Origin of the sequence: Streptococcus sp. 2018WUSS126, from assembly GCF_044427425.1 — a bacterium.
Classification (GTDB): Bacteria; Bacillota; Bacilli; order Lactobacillales; family Streptococcaceae; genus Streptococcus; species Streptococcus hashimotonensis.
The window spans coordinates 1-17,381 of sequence record NZ_JAOTGB010000029.1; the positions used below are offsets into that span (position 1 = coordinate 1).

Genomic DNA, 17,381 nt, shown 5'->3' on the forward strand with positions numbered 1-17,381 from the left:
TTTCTTAGCTCTACTACCAGTATGGCTTGAGAGAATCATGTCTATGTCTAAAGGTCTAGCTGTTTAAAACTATATTTGTATATTTCTAAGATTGTGATAAATAACTATTGATTCGTTCTTCTTGTAAATGCTCTGTTTCTGATATGTATCATCTAATAAAAACGCCTGCTTACGAAATTATTCTATCTTAGAGTAATTTCGTAAACAAGCGTCCAATCAACATGATGAGTGTTACCGCTGAGATAAGCTCAGCGGTAGACCAGAGCTAGACTAAGAATCAGAATAGGATTCCATCATCATAACACTCAACAAAATTGATGATCTTATACAAGTTCGATAATTGCCATTGGTGCAGCATCACCACGACGTGGTTCAGTTTTGAGGATACGAGTATATCCACCATTACGTTCTGCATAACGAGGTGCAATTTCAGAGAACAATTTTTGAAGTGCTGTAGTAGAAGTGTACTTATCAGTTGCTTCATCATAGTTTTCAGATGCAATTTCGTTACGAACAAATGCTGCTGCTTGACGACGTGCGTGCAAATCACCACGTTTACCAAGTGTGATCATTTTTTCAACTGTTTTACGGATTTCTTTAGCACGAGCTTCAGTTGTAACGATTGATTCGTTGATCAAAAGGTCAGTTGTCAAATCGCGCAACATTGCTTTACGTTGTGAGCTAGTGCGTCCTAGTTTACGGTATGCCATGATTTCCTCCTATATTATTTATCTTTTTTCAATCCTAGACCAAGATCAGCCAATTTAACTTTAACTTCTTCAAGACTCTTGCGACCAAGATTGCGCACTTTCATCATTTCTGGCTCAGTTTTCTCTGTCAAGTCAAATACAGTGTTAATGCCTGCACGTTTCAGACAGTTATATGAGCGAACAGATAAATCCAATTCTTCAATCGTACGATCAAGCATACGATCATCTGAAGCCACTTCAGCTTCTTTCATCACTTCTGCAGATTTTGCAACTTCAGTCAAGTCAGTGAAGAGACCTAAGTGCTCCATCAAAATGCGTGCAGAAAGACCTAAAGCATCTTCTGGAATAATGGTGCCATTTGTATTGATTTCAAGTGTTAATTTGTCAAAACCATCGTTGCTACCAACACGAGCTGGTTCAACTTGATAATTGACTTTCTTCACTGGCGTATAGATAGAATCTACAGCAAGTGTTCCCACTGGTGCATCATCTTTCTTATTACCCTCAGCTGGTACATAACCACGACCTGAATTGACAGTCAAAACAGCCTTAAAAGTGGCACCATCAGCAATGGTAAAGAGATAATGGTCAGGGTTTACAATTTCAATGTCACTATCTGTAAGAATGTCTCCTGCTGTTACTTCAGCTGGACCTACTACATCAAGTTCAATTTTCTTTTCGTCTTCGACATAAGATTTTACAGCAATGCCTTTGATGTTAAGAATAATTTGCATAACATCTTCACGAACACCTGGAACTGTGTCGAATTCGTGGAGTACACCATCAATTTTAATTGATGTTACTGCAGCACCTGGAAGTGAGGCAAGAAGTACACGACGAAGAGAGTTACCAAGAGTTGTACCGTAACCACGTTCTAATGGTTCGATCACAAATCTGCCGTAATCTTTATTTTCATCAATTTTTGTTATTGTTGGTTTTTCAAACTCAATCATTTCTTACTCCCTCTTAAACGAAAAGCTGTGTATGGAATGTATGATTATACACGGCGACGTTTTGGAGGACGAGCACCATTGTGTGGTACAGGAGTCACATCACGAATTGCTGTTACTTCAAGACCAGCGGCAGCAAGAGCGCGGATAGCAGACTCACGACCTGAACCTGGGCCTTTAACGGTAACTTCAACTGTTTTAAGACCGTGTTCTTGTGCAGATTTAGCAGCTGCTTCTGAAGCCATTTGAGCTGCGAATGGTGTAGATTTACGAGAACCTTTGAAACCAAGAGCACCAGCTGATGACCAAGCAATAGCGTTACCATGCACATCAGTAATCATAACAATAGTGTTATTAAATGTAGCGTGAATATGAGCAATACCAGATTCGATATTCTTTTTCACACGACGTTTACGTGTTGGTTTAGCCAATTTTTCTACCTCCTATATTATTTTTTCTTACCTGCAATCGCAACAGCTTTACCTTTACGAGTGCGGGCATTGTTTTTAGTGTTTTGTCCACGGACAGGAAGTCCACGACGGTGACGGATACCACGGTATGAACCGATTTCCATCAAACGTTTGATGTTCAAGTTAACTTCACGACGGAGGTCACCTTCAACTTTGATTGCATCAACTTCGCGACGAATAGCATCTTCTTGATCTGATGTCAAATCTTTCACGCGTACATCTTCTGAAATACCTGCAGCTGCAAGAATTTTTTTAGATGTTGCAAGACCGATACCATAAACATAAGTTAATGAAATAACTACACGTTTGTCATTTGGAATGTCAACTCCAGCAATACGAGCCATGTTTTCTCCTTTCTATTTCTTAACCTTGACGTTGCTTGTGTTTAGGGTTTGCTGGGCAAATCACCATAACACGACCATTACGACGAATAACTTTGCAGTATTCGCAAATTGGTTTGACCGATGGTCTTACTTTCATGTTTAATCCCTCCAAGTATTTCGACTATTTAAAGCGGTATGTGATACGTCCACGTGTCAAGTCGTATGGACTAAGCTCAACAGTTACGCGGTCACCGACCAAAATACGAATGTAGTTTTTACGGATTTTACCTGAAACAGTTGCAAGGACTTGGTGTCCGTTCTCCAACTCAACAGTAAACATAGCATTTGGCATTGTATCGACTACTTTGCCTTCAATTTCAATCACATCTTCTTTTGCCATGCAAAAGTAACCCCTCTCTAAATATCGATTTGATGTCCTCTGAACACAGAGGTAACAATTATAAGTCAGACTAGGCTATTTTATCATCTTTGTATAAAAAATGCAAGCCAAATCTATTAGTTTATTGCAATTTTGATAGTACTGTATCAATTGCTTGGAAAACAAGGTCAATGTCTTGGTCACCTTCAATATCATGGACCAGCCCTTTTGCACGATAATGATCAATGATTGGCTGTCCTTGTGCGATATTGACTTCTAAACGACGTTTGACAGATTCTGGCTTGTCATCTTCACGTTGGTAGAAGTCTTCCTCTTTGTAGTCTTCAACAGGTGGATTGAATACTTTGTGGAAAGTCTCTCCGGTTTCTTTATGAATAATACGACCGCTGAGACGCTCTACCAATTTTGAAGGATCAATCTCAATATTGATAACACCTTGCAACTCAATTCCTAAGTCAGCCAAATTTTCATCCAAGGCATGGGCTTGTTCAATCGTACGAGGATAGCCATCTAGCAAAAAGCCTTTTTCCTTGATGTCATCCTGAACCAAACGTTCTTTGACAATGCCATTAGTAACTTCATCGGGAACGAGGTCCCCCTTATCGATGTACGACTTGGCAAGAATACCCATTTCAGTCTGATTGGCCATTGCTGCACGGAACATATCTCCTGTTGAAATATGAGCAACATTGAATTTCTCAACAATCTTGGCCGCTTGTGTCCCTTTACCAGCACCTGGTAAACCCATAATTAAAAGATTCATGACAAACTCCTTATTTTGTTTTCACATAAATTTGCCATTATTGACAAACTTATCTAAAAACAAAATAGAAGGTTGACTAGGTCAACCTATATTCTATTCTGTAATTTCTAAGAAACCTACATATTTTCTCTTAAGAAGGTAGCCTTCTAATTGCTTGATGCCTTCGATACTTGTAGAGATTACGATAATCAAACTTGTACCAAGGAATGCAATGCTTGAAGAAAGCCCAAAGAGATTTTGCGCAAGGATAGGCAACAAAGCTACAAAACTCAAGAAGAGTGCACCGATTACTGCCAATCTTGTCAATAATTTTGACAAAAACTGTTCAGTGCCATTACCAGGACGAACTCCATGGATATAGGCTGCACTTTTCTGAAGGCTTTCTGCAGTCTTCTCAGGATTTACTTGAACAAAGGTGTAGAAGAATGTAAAGGCAATAATTAAACCTGCATATACAATCATACCTTTAGCAGTTGAATAATCAAAGTATTCCTGAACCGTCAATAACCACCCGGCACTCTTATTTTGACTTGCGAAATATTGAATCAAAGAAGTTGGAACTGCAGTGATTGAGCCTGCAAAGATTACAGGAATAACTCCTGCTGGATTCAATTTCAGCGGTAAATATGAGCTAGAAGGTGCTCCTTGTGCACGTTTTGTATATTGAATTGGTAATTTATATTCTGCTTGTTGTACAAAAGTTGTAAAATACACAACAAAGAATATTAATACGACGAGTGCAGCAACAAAGATTGCTGACTCCCCCAAACGACTTGATTCAATATTAACAAAGCGATCAATGTAAATCTCGTGAAAAGTCCCTGGTAGTGATGAAATGATACCCGCGAAGATAATCATTGATGTACCATTACCATAGCCCTTTTCAGAAATTTGTTCCCCCAGCCAGGTTACAATAATCGAACCTGTTGTCAAAATTGATCCAATCAACAAATATGTTTGCCAATTTAATGGCATATTGGTCAATTTTGCGCCGGACAAAGCATTAAAGCCTGCTGTAATACCAATCGATTGAACAAATGCCAGTACCAAAGAAATGTAGCGTGTTGCTTGATTTAGTTTACGACGACCAACTTCACCTTGCTTACCCCATTCAACAAATTTAGGTAAAATATCCATTTGCAAAAGTTGAACAATGATGGAAGCTGTAATATAAGGACTAACCCCTAGTGCGAAAACTGAGAAATTACGCATAGCATTTCCTGAAACCAAGCTCAACATGTTCAAGAACGGAAGGTTTGACAAGGCCTCAAGACTCTTTGCGTTTACTCCTGGTACTGTAATGTGGGTTCCTACGCGGAAGACAAAAAGGATAAAGATAGTAAATAGAATTTTACTACGTACCAATTTTACCTTTAAGGCATCTTTTAAAAGTTTAAAAAACATAGGCTGCCACCTCTTAGATGACTTCTACTGAGCCACCTTTAGAAGTGATTGCTTCTTCAGCTGATTTAGAGAATTTAGCAGCTTTAACTGTCAATTTCTTCGTCAATTCACCGTTACCAAGAATTTTAATTCCTGATTTTTCAGCTTTAACGATTCCAGCTTCGATAAGCACAACTGGTGTTACTTCTGCACCATCTTCAAAAGCGTTCAATTGATCAAGGTTAACGATTGCGTACTCTTTAGCGTTGATATTTGTAAATCCACGTTTTGGAAGACGACGGAACAATGGAGTTTGTCCACCTTCAAAACCTGGGCGAACACCGCCACCGCTACGAGCTTTTTGACCTTTTTGACCACGACCAGATGTTTTACCGTTACCTGATGATGTACCACGACCTACACGGTTGCGGACTTTACGAGAACCTGTAGCAGGTTGTAATTCATGAAGTTTCATTATTATTTCTCCTCTTTTATATGCTAGCGCCTGTGAAGTACAAGAGTCTTCCTCCACAAACTCGCTGTATGTAAATATGTAAAATGGACTAGAAGTCGCAAAGATTTCTCTATGCGACTTAGTCTATTTGTTAGATTATTTAACTTCTTCTACAGTTACTAAGTGAGAGATAGCGTTCACCATTCCTAGAATAGCTGGGTTATCTTCTTTAACAACTGAAGAGTTCAATTTACCAAGTCCAAGTGCAACAACTGTTTTACGTTGTTCTGGTTTGCGACCGATTGGAGACTTAGTCAAAGTGATTTTAATTTGAGCCATGAGTATCTCCTTTCTTATGCTAAATCAGAAACTGAGATGCCACGAAGTGCAGCCACTTCTTCAGCACGTTTCAATTGTTTCAAACCTTCAACTGTTGCGCGAACGATGTTGATTGGTGTGTTTGAACCAAGTGACTTAGAAGTCACATCTGCGATACCTGCCAATTCGATTACGGCACGAGTTGCACCACCGGCAGCAACCCCAGAACCTTCTGAAGCAGGTTTCAACAATACACGAGCGCCGCCAAATTCTGAGCGAACTTCGTGAGGGATTGTTGTACCAACCATTGGAACTTCAATCATGTTTTTCTTAGCAGATTCAACTGCTTTACGGATAGCTTCTGGTACTTCTTGAGCTTTACCAGTACCGAAACCTACGCGACCGTTACGGTCACCAACAACCACAAGAGCTGCAAAACGAAGACGACGTCCACCTTTAACAACTTTTGTAACACGGTTGATGGCTACTACGCGTTCTTCAATTTCAACTGCGTTATCTTTGAATGCCATTTCTTAGTGTCCTCCCTATTAGAATTTCAATCCGTTTTCACGAGCTGATTCAGCCAAAGCTTTCACACGTCCGTGATAGAGATATCCACCGCGGTCAAAGACCACTTCAGAAATACCTTTAGCTACCGCGCGTTCAGCAACGAGTTTACCTACAACAACAGCTTGTTCTGTCTTAGTACCTTTTGAAACTTCTTTATCAAGAGTAGAAGCGCTTGCGAGCGTTACACCCGCTACGTCATCAATCACTTGAGCGTAGATGCCTGTATTAGAACGGAAAATGTTCAAACGTGGGCGAGCAGCAGTTCCAGAGATTTTACCGCGAACGCGACGGTGGCGTTTTTGGCGGATTTTGTTTTTATCTGGTTTTGAAATCACAATATTCACCTCTTAATGTATGATTCTGTTTCTTACGAAACAATTTGAGAAATAGTCAGCCAGGTGGTCCAGCCACCTCAGCAAGCTATTATTTACCTGTTTTACCTTCTTTACGGCGAACGAATTCACCAACGTAACGAATACCTTTACCTTTGTATGGCTCAGGAGCGCGAAGGCTACGGATGTAAGCTGCTGTTTGACCAACAACTTCTTTGTTGATACCAGACACGACGATTTGTGTTGGTGTTGGAACTTCAAATGTAATACCTTCTGGTGCAACCACTTCATCTGGATGTGATTTACCAACAGCAAGTGTCAATTTGTTACCAGCCAATTGAGCACGGTAACCGACACCACGCATTTCAAGTTCTTTTTTGAAGCCTTCAGAAACACCAACAACCATGTTGTTGAGGTTAGCACGGCTAGTACCGTGAATAGTCTTCATTTCTTTTGAATCGTTTGGACGGTGAAGAGTTACTTCTGCACCTTCCACACGGATTTCAATAGCAGTTGGGAATTCACGAGTCAATTCCCCTTTAGGTCCTTTTACAGTTACCACGCCGTTGTTTTGAGCAAGCTCAACACCAGCAGGCAATGTAATTACTTTATTACCAATACGTGACATATTTTTTAATTCTCCTGTTAAATTATCAAGCCGTCTAGCGACTAGTTTTCACGGGGGCTCATTTAAACACACGCTTCAGCCTGTGTTCGAACGAGCAGGTCTCATGATAGCTTTTGTGAAGCAATCATGCTTTTAGGTTTCAATTTCTAAATGTGACAAGGCAGAGCGACGCAGGCTATACTCGAGTATGCCAAGACGCTCTAACACAGGCACATGACGAAATTGGAAGCTAAAAGATTACCAAACGTATGCGATAACCTCACCACCAACGTTCTTTTGACGAGCTTGTTTGTCAGTCAAAAGACCTTCTGATGTTGAGATGATTGCGATACCAAGTCCGTTAAGAACTTTTGGAATATCTTCACGTTTTGAGTAAACACGAAGACCTGGTTTTGAAACGCGTTTCAAGTTAGTGATAACTTTTTCACCGTTTGGTCCGTATTTCAAGAATACACGGATGATGCCTTGTTTGTCATCTTCGATGAATTCAACGTTTTTCACAAAACCTTCGTTTTTAAGGATTGTAGCAATACCTTTTTTGATGTTTGATGCAGGAACTTCAAGCACTTCGTGTTTTGCTTGGTTAGCGTTACGAATACGTGTCAAAAAATCTGCAATTGGGTCAGTCATAACCATTTGTTGTTTCTCCTCTTACTAGCAGTTTGATTAGATCACTTGCTAGTTAATTCATGATACAAAGGGCGCTAAAAGCCAAAGTGAAAATAGAAAACTTGACGAAGAAACCACGTTTCTAGGAAAGTTTGCACCTAATGGTAGCCACATTCGTAATTCAGCCAAGGCTGAAACGACTGCGTCTCTTTTTTCACACAGGCTTTCGCCCGTGTTCAAATTGACAAGCAAACTTTGTATCGGGTTTATTTATACAATTGAGTTCGAGCTACAACCTTAGCAAAGAAGATAGATTTTCCTAGAAGTGAACTTCGTCGTCAAATCTCCTATCTTTGCGTTGGTTGCTAAACGCTCGCACATCTTATCTTACCAAGAAGCTTTTGTTACGCCAGGAATTTGTCCAAGGTAAGCCAAGTCGCGGAAGCATACACGGCACAATTTGAATTTGCGGTAAACTGAGTGTGGACGTCCACATTTTTCACAGCGTGTGTAAGCTTGTGTAGAGAACTTAGCTGGGCGTTTGTTCTTAGCGATCATTGATTTTTTAGCCATTTATTCTCTCCCTCTTATTTTGCAAACGGCATACCAAGGCCAGTAAGCAATGCACGTGATTCTTCGTCAGTGTTAGCAGTTGTAACGATAACGATATCCATACCGCGAGTCTTATCAACATCGTCGAAGTTGATTTCTGGGAAGATCAATTGCTCTTTCACACCAAGTGTGTAGTTACCACGTCCGTCAAATGACTTAGTTGGTACACCGTGGAAGTCACGTACACGTGGAAGTGAAACTGTAACCAATTTGTCCAAGAACTCATACATACGTTCGCCACGAAGAGTTACTTTCGCACCGATCGCAACACCCTCACGAAGACGGAAGCCGGCGATTGATTTCTTAGCTTTAGTGATAAGTGGTTTTTGACCTGAGATCAAAGCCAATTCTTGAGCAGCTTTCTCAAGGTTTTTAGCGTTAGAAACAGCGTCACCAACACCCATGTTCAAAACGATCTTATCAACTTTTGGCACAGCCATAACTGAAGAATAGTTAAATTGTTCAGTCAAAGCAGGAACTACTTCATTAAGATATTTTTCTTTTAAACGATTTGCCATTATACTTCTCCTTTCCTTCGTGATTAATCAAGCACTTCGCCTGATTTTTTGTTGTAGCGAACTTTTTTGCCGTCTACAAACTTGTAACCAACGCGTCCTGCAACACCATTTTTGTCAAGAACTTGAACGTTTGACACATGGATTGGAGCTTCTTTTTCAACGATAGCGCCTTGAGGGTTTTCGCTGTTTGGTTTTTGGTGTTTCTTAACGATGTTAACACCTTCAACAATAACTTTGTTTACTTTTGGAAGTGCTGTTACGACAACTGCTTCAACGCCTTTGTCTTTACCAGCGATTACGCGAACTTTATCGCCTTTTTTTACAAACATTTGATTTCTCCTATGATTTCTTACGCCCTAATGGGCACCCTGGTTAGTAATTTAACCAGGGGACTTAGTTTGTTTTCTAGTTTACTAAATCCGCCACAGACTTCGTTAGTTTGTTTTGATGTACCCAAGTACTATCTACAACAAACTGCCTAGTCTGTAACAAATTTCCTAAAACTATTTGATTAAAGTACTTCTGGTGCCAATGAAACGATTTTCATGAAACCGCCATCACGCAATTCGCGTGCCACTGGGCCAAAGATACGAGTTCCGCGAGGGTTTTTGTCTTCACGGATGATAACTGCAGCATTCTCATCGAATTTGATGTATGAACCATCAGCACGACGAGCACCTGTCTTAGTACGAACGATAACGGCTTTAACAACGTCACCTTTTTTAACCGCACCACCAGGAGTAGCTTGTTTTACTGAAGCAACGATGATGTCGCCGATGTTCGCGAATTTACGTCCTGAACCACCAAGAACTTTGATTGTCAAGATTTCACGTGCGCCACTGTTGTCAGCAACTTTCAAACGAGTTTCTGTTTGAATCATGTCAATTTTCTCCTTTCAGGTTGATTAAATGATAACTGCCTCTTCCACAACTTCTACAAGACGGAAACGTTTTGTAGCTGAAAGTGGGCGAGTTTCCATGATACGAACGATATCGCCTTCTTTAGCAACATTGTTTTCATCATGAGCTTTGTACTTTTTAGAGTAGTTAATACGTTTACCATAGACTGGGTGGTTACGTTTAGTTTCAACTACAACTGTGATTGTTTTGTCCATTTTGTCAGATACTACGCGTCCAACAAGAACTTTACGATTATTGCGTTCCATTGAAATTCTCCTTTCCCAATCTATTATTTAGTTTCAGATTGCACAGTCTTGATACGTGCAATTTGTTTCTTCACTTCGTTCAAACGAGCAGTTTGCTCAAGTTGACCAGCAGCAGCTTGGAAACGAAGTTCGAAGAGTTCTTTCTTCAATTCGTTTTCTTTCTTAGCAAGTTCTTCTTGAGAAAGGCCACGAAGTTCTTTTACAAAATCTTTAATTTCTTGAAGTTTCATGTCTTCTCCTTATTCTGCTTCACGTTTTACGAATTTAACTTTAACTGGCAATTTGTGACCAGCAAGGCGGAATGCTTCGCGTGCAATTTCTTCAGAAACGCCAGCTACTTCAAACATAACCTTACCGCGTTTAACTGGAGCTACCCAACCTTCAGGAGCACCTTTACCAGAACCCATACGTACACCGATAGCTTTAGCAGTGTATGATTTGTGTGGGAAGATCTTAATCCAAACTTTACCACCACGTTTCATGTAACGCGTCATAGCGATACGGGCAGCTTCGATTTGGCGGTTTGTAATCCATGAGCTAGTAGTTGCTTGAAGACCGTATTGACCAAAGTCTACTTGTTTTCCACCTTTAGCTTCACCGCGCATTTTTCCACGGAATTCACGACGGTGTTTTACACGTTTAGGTACTAACATTTGTTATTTACCTCCTTTAGTGTTTTTACGAGCTGGAAGAACTTCACCACGGTAGATCCATACTTTAACACCAAGTTTGCCGTAAGTTGTTAAAGCTTCTTCCCAAGCGTAGTCGATATCCGCACGAAGTGTATGAAGAGGAACAGTTCCTTCTGAGTAGCCTTCTGCACGGGCAATATCAGCACCGTTCAAACGACCAGAAACTTGTGTTTTGATACCTTTTGCACCAGCGCGCATTGCACGTTGGATAGCTTGTTTTTGAGCACGGCGGAATGCCACACGTTGCTCCAATTGACGAGCGATTGACTCACCAACAAGGTGTGCATCCAAATCAGGTTGTTTGATTTCGATGATGTTGATGTGTACTTGCTTACCAGTCAATTTGTTCAATTGAGCACGAAGTGCATCAACGTTGCTACCAGCTTTACCGATAACCATACCTGGCTTAGCAGTGTGGATAGAAACGATTACTTTATTTACAGCACGTTCGATTTCGATTGTTGATGTTGATGCATCAGCCAATTCTTTTTTGATAAAGTTGCGGATTGCAAGATCTTCATGAAGGTAATCCGCGTATTCTTTTTCAGCATACCATTTAGCATCCCAATCACGGATGATGCCAACACGCATACCAATTGGATGTACTTTTTGACCCACGTTTTTACCTCCTTATTTCTCTGCCACAACTACAGTGATGTGAGCTGTGCGTTTGTTGATTGGTGAAGCTGAACCTTTCGCACGTGGACGGAAACGTTTCAACGTTGGTCCTTCGTTTGCGAATGCTTCGCTGACTACCAAGTTAGCTTTTTCCAAACCAAAGTTGTTTTCAGCGTTAGCGATTGCTGAGTTCAAAACTCCCTCGATAATGCCTGCAGCTTTGTTTGGTGTGAATTTCAAGATTGCGATTGCGTCTGCTACGCTTTTGCCACGGATGTTATCCAAGACAAGACGTGATTTACGAGGTGAAACACGTACTGTGCGAGCAGTTGCTTTAGCTGAAGTAATTTCTGCCATTGTGTTTTCCTCCTAAATTATTTACGACGAGTTTTCTTGTCGTCAGCAGCATGACCTTTGTAAGTACGAGTTGGTGCAAATTCACCAAGTTTGTGACCTACCATGTCTTCTTGAATGTATACAGGTACGTGTTTACGTCCATCGTAAACTGCGATTGTATAACCGATGAAACTTGGGAAAATCGTTGAACGACGTGACCAAGTTTTAATTACTTTTTTCTTTTCGTCGTTTGCTTGAGCTTCAACTTTTTTCATCAAATGCTCATCGACGAAAGGTCCTTTTTTAAGACTACGTCCCATTTTAGTGTGTTCTCCTTTAAAATATGTACCACAGCGGCTTGTCCGCAAAATAGCGGACTACCGAGTTGGCGGATGATATAGAATGCTAAGCAACTAAGAATAGATTATTTTTGGTTGCGACGACGAACGATAAGTTTGTCAGATTTAGCTTTCTTGTTACGAGTTTTCAAACCAAGAGCTGGTTTGCCCCATGGTGTAGATGGTGCTTTACGACCGACTGGTGCTTTACCTTCACCACCACCGTGTGGGTGATCGTTAGGGCTCATTACAGAACCGCGAACTGTTGGACGGATACCTTTCCAACGGCTACGACCTGCTTTACCAAGGTTAACAAGGCCATGTTGTTCGTTACCTACAGTACCAACAGTAGCACGGCAAGTACCAAGGATCATACGAACTTCACCTGATTGAAGGCGAACAAGAACGTATTTACCTTCTTGACCAAGAACCTGTGCAGATGCACCAGCAGCACGAACCAACTCACCACCGCGACCTGGTTTCAACTCGATGTTGTGAACAACAGTACCGACTGGGATGTTTGCAAGTGGAAGTGCGTTCCCAACTTTGATATCTGCTTCTGGACCTGAAACGATGCGTTGACCAACTTCAAGACCTTTAGGAGCAATGATGTAAGCTTTAACACCGTCTGTGTAGTGTACAAGAGCGATGTTTGCTGAACGGTTTGGATCGTACTCGATAGTTTTAACGATTGCTTCAACGCCATCTTTGTTACGTTTGAAGTCTACCAAACGGTAGAAACGTTTGTGACCGCCACCTTGGTGACGAACAGTGATGCGACCGTTGTTGTTACGACCAGCTTTGCTCTTCAAAGCAACAAGCAAGCTTTTTTCTGGAGTGCTTGTTGTGATTTCAGCGAAGTCCAAAGAAGTCATGTTACGACGGCCATTTGTCGTTGGTTTATAAACTTTAATACCCACGTTAATTCCTCCTTTGATTATTCAGCGTCAGCTGTAGCGAACAATTCGATCGCTTTTGAATCAGCAGCCAATGTAATGATTGCTTTTTTCACTTTGTTTGTGCGACCTACATAACGACCTACGCGTTTTGTTTTAGGTTTCACGTTAATTGTGTTAACATTTGCAACTTTAACACCCTCGAATGCAGCTTCAACAGCTTGCTTGATCAAGAGTTTGTGCGCACGAGTGTCAACTTCAAATACATACTTGCCTGCTTCGAGTTGGCCCATTGAGCTTTCTGTGATGACAGGTTTTTTGATAACATCATACAAATTCATTATGCAAGAACCTCCTCAATTTTAGAGATAGCTGCTTGAGTTACAAGAAGTTTGTCTGCATTTGCGATGTCAAGTACGCTTGCAGTTGTTGCAGTTGCAACTTTAACTCCTGGGATGTTACGAGCAGAAAGAGCTGCGAATTCGTTGCCTTCTTCAAGAATAACAAGGACTTTAGAATCAATGCTCAATGCTGCAAGCACTTTTGCAAATTCAGCAGTTTTTGGAGCTGTGAATTCAAGTGAGTTAACAGCTACAAATTTATTTTCAGCAACTTTTTCTGAGTAAACAGATTTAAGCGCCAAGCGACGAACTTTTTGTGGAAGTTTGTAGGCGTATGAACGTGGAGTTGGTCCGAAGACTACGCCACCGCCACGCCATTGTGGTGAACGGATAGAACCTTGACGAGCACGTCCAGTTCCTTTTTGACGCCATGGTTTGCGTCCGCCACCTGAGACTGCTGAACGGTTTTTAACTGCGTGAGTACCTTGACGAAGGCTAGCACGTTGGCTGATGATCACATCAAATACAACTGCTTGGTTTGGCTCGATACCAAAGATCGCATCGTTAAGAACTACTTCACCAGCTTGTTTACCAGTTTGGTCAAATAATGTTACGTTTGCCATTTCGACTGATTTCCCCTTTCCTTATTATTTACCAGCTTTAACTGCTGACTTGATAGTGATAAGAGATTTCTTAGCACCTGGTACGTTACCTTTGATAAGGATAACATTCTTTTCTGGAACAACTTGTACAACTTCAAGGTTTTGAATTGTTACACGGTTGCCGCCCATGCGACCTGCAAGGTTTTTACCTTTGAATACACGGTTAGGTGCAACAGGACCCATAGAACCTGGACGACGGTGGTAACGAGAACCGTGAGCCATAGGACCACGTGATTGACCATGGCGTTTGATAACACCTTGGAAACCTTTACCTTTAGATGTACCAGTTACATCAACAACATCACCAGCGGCGAAAGTTTCAACTGTAATTTCTTGTCCAACTTCCAAGCCTTCAATGTTTTTGAATTCACGAATGAAGCGCTTAGGAGCTGTGTTAGCTTTAGCTACATGGCCTTTGGCAGGTTTGTTGCTCAACACTTCACGTTTGTCATCAAAACCAACTTGAACTGCTGCATAACCATCAGTTTCAACTGTTTTCACTTGAAGAACAACGTTTGGAGTTGCTTCGATGACAGTAACAGGGATAAATTCACCAGATTCAGTGAAGATTTGAGTCATTCCCACTTTTTTCCCTAAGATTCCTTTTGTCATGAGAAAAATATTCCTTTTCTTATTTTATAGTTAAAAAGTTTTTAACGAGCGTTTTTCATGCTCAAATCAAGATTCTGAGTTTTGCTCGCAACTTGATTACAATTTGATTTCTACGTTTACACCACTTGGAAGATCCAATTTCATCAACGCATCAACTGTTTTTTGAGTTGGGTTAACGATGTCGATCAAACGTTTGTGTGTACGCATTTCGAACTGCTCACGAGAGTCTTTATACTTGTGAGTCGCACGGATGATTGTGTAGAGGCTACGTTCTGTTGGAAGCGGAACTGGACCTGCTACTTGAGCACCTGTACGTGTTGCAGTTTCAACGATTTTTGCAGCTGCTGTATCAAGTGTACGGTGTTCGTACGCTTTCAAGCGGATGCGGATTTTTTTGTTTGCCATCTTTTTCTCCTTTTCGTCTATTTAACATAATAGGCTAGCTCCACAAGAAAACCAACACGAGTCGCGTGGCAATGCAACCGAGCGTGTCGCAACCTCTTGCATCAAAGCTACAGCCGTAATTTTTACGGCACTAGAACATTCTATCAGATTATATTTCTCATTGCAAGAGTTTTTACTCAAAAATTCAAAAAATCCCAAAACTTTTATTTCAGGATTCTTCATTACTTCTATCCATTATGTCTAATATGACCAAAATATTTTTATCAGCCAGTAGACACCTCTCTAATTCCTCACTCAGCCTCTTATTTCTTTCTGTAGAACTATCTTTCATCTAGCCTCCCTTTTGATTTTCTGGCTCATGATTCATCCCTCGCCTTGCTGTTTCTTAACTCGGGCTAAAACAGTCTCCCCCCAGATTACTTCACTCCACCGGACCTCAATTCGCTCTTTGATTTTCAGCTCATAATAAAAAGGCCCACTGAACCTTTTTATTCCTCTTCCATAAAGCTGTTAAAGACTTCTTCAATCATATCCCATTCTGCTGTTGCGTCTTCTGGGATAGGTTGCAAATCGCCTTCCGTGCCATTCTCATTCTCAATGTATGAGTAGGCTTGGATTTCAACTTCTCCGTTCTCATCTTCTTCTGCACTTGCAGGAATCAAGAGAACATAGTTCTTACCAAACTCTTCTTGACCATCAATCGTCAATAAGATTTCAAAAAGTGTTTCGTTACCTTGGTCGTCTACCAAAGTAATCAATTCACGTTCGTCGTGATTGTGGTCGTGTTCATGGTCATGATGATGTGCCATTAGAATCTCCTTTAAAATGTTCTATCTAAATAATTTTGTAAAATCAGCTGAGCTGCTAATTTATCAATAACTTTCTTGCGTTTTCCTCGGCTGATATCCGCTTGCTCAATCAGCATCCGTTCTGCTGCAACAGTTGTTAAACGTTCATCCTGATAATCAACTGGAAGTTTATAACGCTCAGTCAATAAATCACCGTAAGCTTGACTAGCTTCCACACGTGGACCACTAGTATTATTCATATTCTTCGGCAAGCCTACAACAAATTTATCAACCTTGTACTGTTCTACAAGTTCGGTCAAACGCTCCAGACCGAATTCGCCCTTTTCTTCATCGATTGGGATGATTTCCAACCCTTGGGCCGTGAAGCCTAACGGATCTGAAATGGCTACACCAACTGTCTTGGAACCGACGTCTAATCCCATTATTCTCATTAGAGGTCAATCCCATTCCCTTTCAAATAGTAGCGCACCAATTCTTCAATGATTTCATCTCGTTCATGCTTACGAATCTGATTGCGGGCATCATTATAGCGAGGAATATAAGCAGGGTCCCCACTTAATACATAGCCAATGATTTGGTTAATCGGATTATAGCCCTTTTCCTCTAGCGAACGATAAACACTAGTCAATGTTTTGCTGATTTCTTGTTTATCTGTGTCATCTAGGCGAAAACGAACGGTTTCTTCGGTAAATCCCATACTTACACCTTCTTTCCCTATTTTTTACATTATATCACAAATTTTAATTATTCTCAAAAAATGCGCAAAAAGAACCCCAAAAGAGTCCTTTTGTACATCTTATAGAGCTGCTCTCATACGAGCTTGAGCATTTTCAACATTGCGCACTGCACGTGGCAAGAAAGCGCGTATATCATCTTCTTTATAGCCCACTTGAAGTCGTTTCTCATCAATCAAGATTGGACTCTTCAAAATACGTGGGTTAGAGGTAATTAAATCAATGACCTCATTCACACTCAACTCTTCAATATCAAAGTCCAGACTCTTTGCATAACGGTTTTTTGACGATACGATACTTGCAATACCATTCTCTGTTTTTGTTAAGATGTTTAGGATTTCTTCCTTAGTAATGGCTTCCTTCGCAAGATTATGCTCATTATAAGATAATTGGTGAGCATTTAACCAATTTTTCGCTTTCTTACAAGAAGTACAACTAGATACAGTATAAATTTTAATCATGTAGTCACTCCTTTGCTACATTTTATTAAGCACATTATAGACTATTATATCATAAATTCCCTCGGTCTGCAGACCTATTTTTTAAAAAAACTTTAAATTTTGGGGTAAAAATTCGGTTTTTATTAGAAAAAAGCCTGGAATCTCCCAATGTCATTAAGTTAAGCATTTAAGCAGCTAAAGAAACTATTCCCGTCTGAGCAGTTCATGACAAAACGGGAATAGTTTTTGTATTTAGGGCGCACAAAAAGGAAGTTTTTAACCCAATTTTTTAA

33 protein-coding genes are annotated in these 17,381 nt (G+C 40.6%); all 33 read right to left on the minus strand.

Translation table 11 applies throughout. The features are described 5' to 3' along the window. Positions 1–323: 323 nt before the first annotated feature. The 33 genes from rplQ to spx all read right to left on the minus strand — a co-directional run bounded on the left by rplQ (position 324) and on the right by spx (position 17,109). Positions 324–710: a 50S ribosomal protein L17 gene (gene rplQ, locus ODU34_RS09470; RefSeq protein ID WP_000331493.1), complete on the minus strand. Its 387-nt coding sequence runs from the start codon at positions 708–710 to the stop codon at positions 324–326. 14 nt (positions 711–724) lie between these two features. Further along, entirely contained in the window at positions 725–1,663 is a 939-nt protein-coding gene (locus ODU34_RS09475) for a DNA-directed RNA polymerase subunit alpha (RefSeq protein WP_004195512.1), read from the minus strand. Between the two features lie 44 nt (positions 1,664–1,707). Continuing rightward, positions 1,708–2,091 carry a 30S ribosomal protein S11 gene (gene rpsK, locus ODU34_RS09480; RefSeq protein ID WP_004195509.1) on the minus strand — a complete coding sequence of 128 codons (384 nt, stop codon included), beginning with the start codon at positions 2,089–2,091 and terminating at the stop codon, positions 1,708–1,710. 17 nt (positions 2,092–2,108) lie between these two features. Next, positions 2,109–2,474 (minus strand): 30S ribosomal protein S13, encoded by a 366-nt coding sequence (gene rpsM / locus ODU34_RS09485; RefSeq protein WP_002936622.1) that lies wholly within the window; start codon positions 2,472–2,474, stop codon positions 2,109–2,111. A 19-nt stretch (positions 2,475–2,493) separates the two neighbouring features. Next, positions 2,494–2,610, minus strand: a complete 117-nt coding sequence (gene rpmJ / locus ODU34_RS09490; protein ID WP_001808836.1) for a 50S ribosomal protein L36 — start codon at positions 2,608–2,610, stop codon at positions 2,494–2,496. 24 nt (positions 2,611–2,634) lie between these two features. Next, positions 2,635–2,853 (minus strand): translation initiation factor IF-1, encoded by a 219-nt coding sequence (gene infA, locus ODU34_RS09495; RefSeq protein ID WP_002936627.1) that lies wholly within the window; start codon positions 2,851–2,853, stop codon positions 2,635–2,637. 121 nt (positions 2,854–2,974) lie between these two features. Beyond that, entirely contained in the window at positions 2,975–3,616 is a 642-nt protein-coding gene (locus ODU34_RS09500) for an adenylate kinase (RefSeq protein ID WP_105139628.1), read from the minus strand. A gap of 93 nt (positions 3,617–3,709) precedes the next feature. After that, positions 3,710–5,020: a preprotein translocase subunit SecY gene (gene secY, locus ODU34_RS09505; protein ID WP_024415620.1), complete on the minus strand. Its 1,311-nt coding sequence runs from the start codon at positions 5,018–5,020 to the stop codon at positions 3,710–3,712. Positions 5,021–5,033: 13 nt separating this feature from the next. Continuing rightward, the gene (gene rplO / locus ODU34_RS09510; RefSeq protein WP_002936637.1) at positions 5,034–5,474 is read right to left on the minus strand and encodes a 50S ribosomal protein L15; all 441 of its coding nucleotides are present in this window, start codon (positions 5,472–5,474) and stop codon (positions 5,034–5,036) included. A gap of 135 nt (positions 5,475–5,609) precedes the next feature. Beyond that, positions 5,610–5,792 (minus strand): 50S ribosomal protein L30, encoded by a 183-nt coding sequence (gene rpmD / locus ODU34_RS09515; RefSeq protein ID WP_002936638.1) that lies wholly within the window; start codon positions 5,790–5,792, stop codon positions 5,610–5,612. 14 nt (positions 5,793–5,806) lie between these two features. After that, positions 5,807–6,301 (minus strand): 30S ribosomal protein S5, encoded by a 495-nt coding sequence (rpsE, locus tag ODU34_RS09520; RefSeq protein ID WP_002936639.1) that lies wholly within the window; start codon positions 6,299–6,301, stop codon positions 5,807–5,809. A gap of 18 nt (positions 6,302–6,319) precedes the next feature. Further along, entirely contained in the window at positions 6,320–6,676 is a 357-nt protein-coding gene (gene rplR, locus ODU34_RS09525; RefSeq protein ID WP_002936641.1) for a 50S ribosomal protein L18, read from the minus strand. A gap of 88 nt (positions 6,677–6,764) precedes the next feature. After that, the gene (rplF, locus tag ODU34_RS09530) at positions 6,765–7,301 is read right to left on the minus strand and encodes a 50S ribosomal protein L6 (RefSeq protein WP_004195502.1); all 537 of its coding nucleotides are present in this window, start codon (positions 7,299–7,301) and stop codon (positions 6,765–6,767) included. Positions 7,302–7,538: 237 nt separating this feature from the next. Continuing rightward, positions 7,539–7,937, minus strand: a complete 399-nt coding sequence (gene rpsH / locus ODU34_RS09535; protein WP_002936647.1) for a 30S ribosomal protein S8 — start codon at positions 7,935–7,937, stop codon at positions 7,539–7,541. A 360-nt stretch (positions 7,938–8,297) separates the two neighbouring features. After that, positions 8,298–8,483: a type Z 30S ribosomal protein S14 gene (locus ODU34_RS09540; protein ID WP_002936651.1), complete on the minus strand. Its 186-nt coding sequence runs from the start codon at positions 8,481–8,483 to the stop codon at positions 8,298–8,300. Between the two features lie 14 nt (positions 8,484–8,497). After that, the gene (gene rplE / locus ODU34_RS09545) at positions 8,498–9,040 is read right to left on the minus strand and encodes a 50S ribosomal protein L5 (protein WP_002936653.1); all 543 of its coding nucleotides are present in this window, start codon (positions 9,038–9,040) and stop codon (positions 8,498–8,500) included. 23 nt (positions 9,041–9,063) lie between these two features. Beyond that, positions 9,064–9,369 carry a 50S ribosomal protein L24 gene (rplX, locus tag ODU34_RS09550; protein ID WP_002936656.1) on the minus strand — a complete coding sequence of 102 codons (306 nt, stop codon included), beginning with the start codon at positions 9,367–9,369 and terminating at the stop codon, positions 9,064–9,066. A gap of 182 nt (positions 9,370–9,551) precedes the next feature. Beyond that, positions 9,552–9,920 carry a 50S ribosomal protein L14 gene (gene rplN, locus ODU34_RS09555; RefSeq protein ID WP_002936658.1) on the minus strand — a complete coding sequence of 123 codons (369 nt, stop codon included), beginning with the start codon at positions 9,918–9,920 and terminating at the stop codon, positions 9,552–9,554. 24 nt (positions 9,921–9,944) lie between these two features. After that, positions 9,945–10,205: a 30S ribosomal protein S17 gene (rpsQ, locus tag ODU34_RS09560; RefSeq protein ID WP_000440801.1), complete on the minus strand. Its 261-nt coding sequence runs from the start codon at positions 10,203–10,205 to the stop codon at positions 9,945–9,947. A gap of 23 nt (positions 10,206–10,228) precedes the next feature. Further along, positions 10,229–10,435: a 50S ribosomal protein L29 gene (gene rpmC / locus ODU34_RS09565; protein ID WP_002936659.1), complete on the minus strand. Its 207-nt coding sequence runs from the start codon at positions 10,433–10,435 to the stop codon at positions 10,229–10,231. A 9-nt stretch (positions 10,436–10,444) separates the two neighbouring features. Next, positions 10,445–10,858, minus strand: a complete 414-nt coding sequence (gene rplP, locus ODU34_RS09570; RefSeq protein WP_002936660.1) for a 50S ribosomal protein L16 — start codon at positions 10,856–10,858, stop codon at positions 10,445–10,447. Positions 10,859–10,861: 3 nt separating this feature from the next. Continuing rightward, positions 10,862–11,515 (minus strand): 30S ribosomal protein S3, encoded by a 654-nt coding sequence (rpsC, locus tag ODU34_RS09575; RefSeq protein WP_002936661.1) that lies wholly within the window; start codon positions 11,513–11,515, stop codon positions 10,862–10,864. Between the two features lie 12 nt (positions 11,516–11,527). Further along, complete coding sequence (rplV, locus tag ODU34_RS09580; protein WP_002936662.1) at positions 11,528–11,872, minus strand: 50S ribosomal protein L22; 345 nt, start codon at positions 11,870–11,872, stop codon at positions 11,528–11,530. Between the two features lie 17 nt (positions 11,873–11,889). Continuing rightward, positions 11,890–12,171: a 30S ribosomal protein S19 gene (rpsS, locus tag ODU34_RS09585; RefSeq protein WP_000533766.1), complete on the minus strand. Its 282-nt coding sequence runs from the start codon at positions 12,169–12,171 to the stop codon at positions 11,890–11,892. A gap of 104 nt (positions 12,172–12,275) precedes the next feature. Then, positions 12,276–13,109: a 50S ribosomal protein L2 gene (gene rplB, locus ODU34_RS09590; RefSeq protein ID WP_398578478.1), complete on the minus strand. Its 834-nt coding sequence runs from the start codon at positions 13,107–13,109 to the stop codon at positions 12,276–12,278. 17 nt (positions 13,110–13,126) lie between these two features. After that, positions 13,127–13,426 (minus strand): 50S ribosomal protein L23, encoded by a 300-nt coding sequence (locus tag ODU34_RS09595; protein ID WP_004195491.1) that lies wholly within the window; start codon positions 13,424–13,426, stop codon positions 13,127–13,129. Then, a complete protein-coding gene (rplD, locus tag ODU34_RS09600) occupies positions 13,426–14,049 on the minus strand; it encodes a 50S ribosomal protein L4 (protein ID WP_004195490.1) in 624 nt (207 codons plus the stop codon). The genes ODU34_RS09595 and rplD overlap by 1 nt, the downstream gene beginning before the upstream one ends. Positions 14,050–14,073: 24 nt before the next feature. Then, entirely contained in the window at positions 14,074–14,700 is a 627-nt protein-coding gene (gene rplC / locus ODU34_RS09605; protein ID WP_011921686.1) for a 50S ribosomal protein L3, read from the minus strand. A 96-nt stretch (positions 14,701–14,796) separates the two neighbouring features. After that, entirely contained in the window at positions 14,797–15,105 is a 309-nt protein-coding gene (gene rpsJ / locus ODU34_RS09610; RefSeq protein WP_014735259.1) for a 30S ribosomal protein S10, read from the minus strand. Between the two features lie 488 nt (positions 15,106–15,593). Beyond that, positions 15,594–15,914, minus strand: a complete 321-nt coding sequence (locus ODU34_RS09615) for a DUF1292 domain-containing protein (protein ID WP_002939343.1) — start codon at positions 15,912–15,914, stop codon at positions 15,594–15,596. A gap of 11 nt (positions 15,915–15,925) precedes the next feature. Then, complete coding sequence (gene ruvX / locus ODU34_RS09620; RefSeq protein WP_002939356.1) at positions 15,926–16,345, minus strand: Holliday junction resolvase RuvX; 420 nt, start codon at positions 16,343–16,345, stop codon at positions 15,926–15,928. After that, complete coding sequence (locus tag ODU34_RS09625; protein WP_002939360.1) at positions 16,345–16,611, minus strand: IreB family regulatory phosphoprotein; 267 nt, start codon at positions 16,609–16,611, stop codon at positions 16,345–16,347. The genes ruvX and ODU34_RS09625 overlap by 1 nt, the downstream gene beginning before the upstream one ends. A gap of 99 nt (positions 16,612–16,710) precedes the next feature. Continuing rightward, positions 16,711–17,109 (minus strand): transcriptional regulator Spx, encoded by a 399-nt coding sequence (gene spx / locus ODU34_RS09630; protein WP_002939362.1) that lies wholly within the window; start codon positions 17,107–17,109, stop codon positions 16,711–16,713. Between the last annotated feature and the right edge of the window lie 272 nt (positions 17,110–17,381).

Excerpts from the sequence above, each read along its gene's own strand:
- rplQ (WP_000331493.1), bottom strand. The coding sequence starts at position 710 with ATGGCATACCGTAAACTAGGACGCACTAGCTCACAACGTAAAGCAATG.
- ODU34_RS09475 (WP_004195512.1), bottom strand. The coding sequence starts at position 1,663 with ATGATTGAGTTTGAAAAACCAACAATAACAAAAATTGATGAAAATAAA.
- rpsM (WP_002936622.1), bottom strand. The coding sequence starts at position 2,474 with ATGGCTCGTATTGCTGGAGTTGACATTCCAAATGACAAACGTGTAGTT.
- rpmJ (WP_001808836.1), bottom strand. The coding sequence starts at position 2,610 with ATGAAAGTAAGACCATCGGTCAAACCAATTTGCGAATACTGCAAAGTT.
- infA (WP_002936627.1), bottom strand. The coding sequence starts at position 2,853 with ATGGCAAAAGAAGATGTGATTGAAATTGAAGGCAAAGTAGTCGATACA.
- ODU34_RS09500 (WP_105139628.1), bottom strand. The coding sequence starts at position 3,616 with ATGAATCTTTTAATTATGGGTTTACCAGGTGCTGGTAAAGGGACACAA.
- secY (WP_024415620.1), bottom strand. The coding sequence starts at position 5,020 with ATGTTTTTTAAACTTTTAAAAGATGCCTTAAAGGTAAAATTGGTACGT.
- rplO (WP_002936637.1), bottom strand. The coding sequence starts at position 5,474 with ATGAAACTTCATGAATTACAACCTGCTACAGGTTCTCGTAAAGTCCGC.
- rpmD (WP_002936638.1), bottom strand. The coding sequence starts at position 5,792 with ATGGCTCAAATTAAAATCACTTTGACTAAGTCTCCAATCGGTCGCAAA.
- rpsE (WP_002936639.1), bottom strand. The coding sequence starts at position 6,301 with ATGGCATTCAAAGATAACGCAGTTGAAATTGAAGAACGCGTAGTAGCC.
- rplF (WP_004195502.1), bottom strand. The coding sequence starts at position 7,301 with ATGTCACGTATTGGTAATAAAGTAATTACATTGCCTGCTGGTGTTGAG.
- rpsH (WP_002936647.1), bottom strand. The coding sequence starts at position 7,937 with ATGGTTATGACTGACCCAATTGCAGATTTTTTGACACGTATTCGTAAC.
- ODU34_RS09540 (WP_002936651.1), bottom strand. The coding sequence starts at position 8,483 with ATGGCTAAAAAATCAATGATCGCTAAGAACAAACGCCCAGCTAAGTTC.
- rplE (WP_002936653.1), bottom strand. The coding sequence starts at position 9,040 with ATGGCAAATCGTTTAAAAGAAAAATATCTTAATGAAGTAGTTCCTGCT.
- rplX (WP_002936656.1), bottom strand. The coding sequence starts at position 9,369 with ATGTTTGTAAAAAAAGGCGATAAAGTTCGCGTAATCGCTGGTAAAGAC.
- rplN (WP_002936658.1), bottom strand. The coding sequence starts at position 9,920 with ATGATTCAAACAGAAACTCGTTTGAAAGTTGCTGACAACAGTGGCGCA.
- rpsQ (WP_000440801.1), bottom strand. The coding sequence starts at position 10,205 with ATGGAACGCAATAATCGTAAAGTTCTTGTTGGACGCGTAGTATCTGAC.
- rpmC (WP_002936659.1), bottom strand. The coding sequence starts at position 10,435 with ATGAAACTTCAAGAAATTAAAGATTTTGTAAAAGAACTTCGTGGCCTT.
- rplP (WP_002936660.1), bottom strand. The coding sequence starts at position 10,858 with ATGTTAGTACCTAAACGTGTAAAACACCGTCGTGAATTCCGTGGAAAA.
- rplV (WP_002936662.1), bottom strand. The coding sequence starts at position 11,872 with ATGGCAGAAATTACTTCAGCTAAAGCAACTGCTCGCACAGTACGTGTT.
- rpsS (WP_000533766.1), bottom strand. The coding sequence starts at position 12,171 with ATGGGACGTAGTCTTAAAAAAGGACCTTTCGTCGATGAGCATTTGATG.
- ODU34_RS09595 (WP_004195491.1), bottom strand. The coding sequence starts at position 13,426 with ATGAATTTGTATGATGTTATCAAAAAACCTGTCATCACAGAAAGCTCA.
- rplD (WP_004195490.1), bottom strand. The coding sequence starts at position 14,049 with ATGGCAAACGTAACATTATTTGACCAAACTGGTAAACAAGCTGGTGAA.
- rplC (WP_011921686.1), bottom strand. The coding sequence starts at position 14,700 with ATGACAAAAGGAATCTTAGGGAAAAAAGTGGGAATGACTCAAATCTTC.
- rpsJ (WP_014735259.1), bottom strand. The coding sequence starts at position 15,105 with ATGGCAAACAAAAAAATCCGCATCCGCTTGAAAGCGTACGAACACCGT.
- ODU34_RS09615 (WP_002939343.1), bottom strand. The coding sequence starts at position 15,914 with ATGGCACATCATCATGACCATGAACACGACCACAATCACGACGAACGT.
- ruvX (WP_002939356.1), bottom strand. The coding sequence starts at position 16,345 with ATGAGAATAATGGGATTAGACGTCGGTTCCAAGACAGTTGGTGTAGCC.
- ODU34_RS09625 (WP_002939360.1), bottom strand. The coding sequence starts at position 16,611 with ATGGGATTTACCGAAGAAACCGTTCGTTTTCGCCTAGATGACACAGAT.
- spx (WP_002939362.1), bottom strand. The coding sequence starts at position 17,109 with ATGATTAAAATTTATACTGTATCTAGTTGTACTTCTTGTAAGAAAGCG.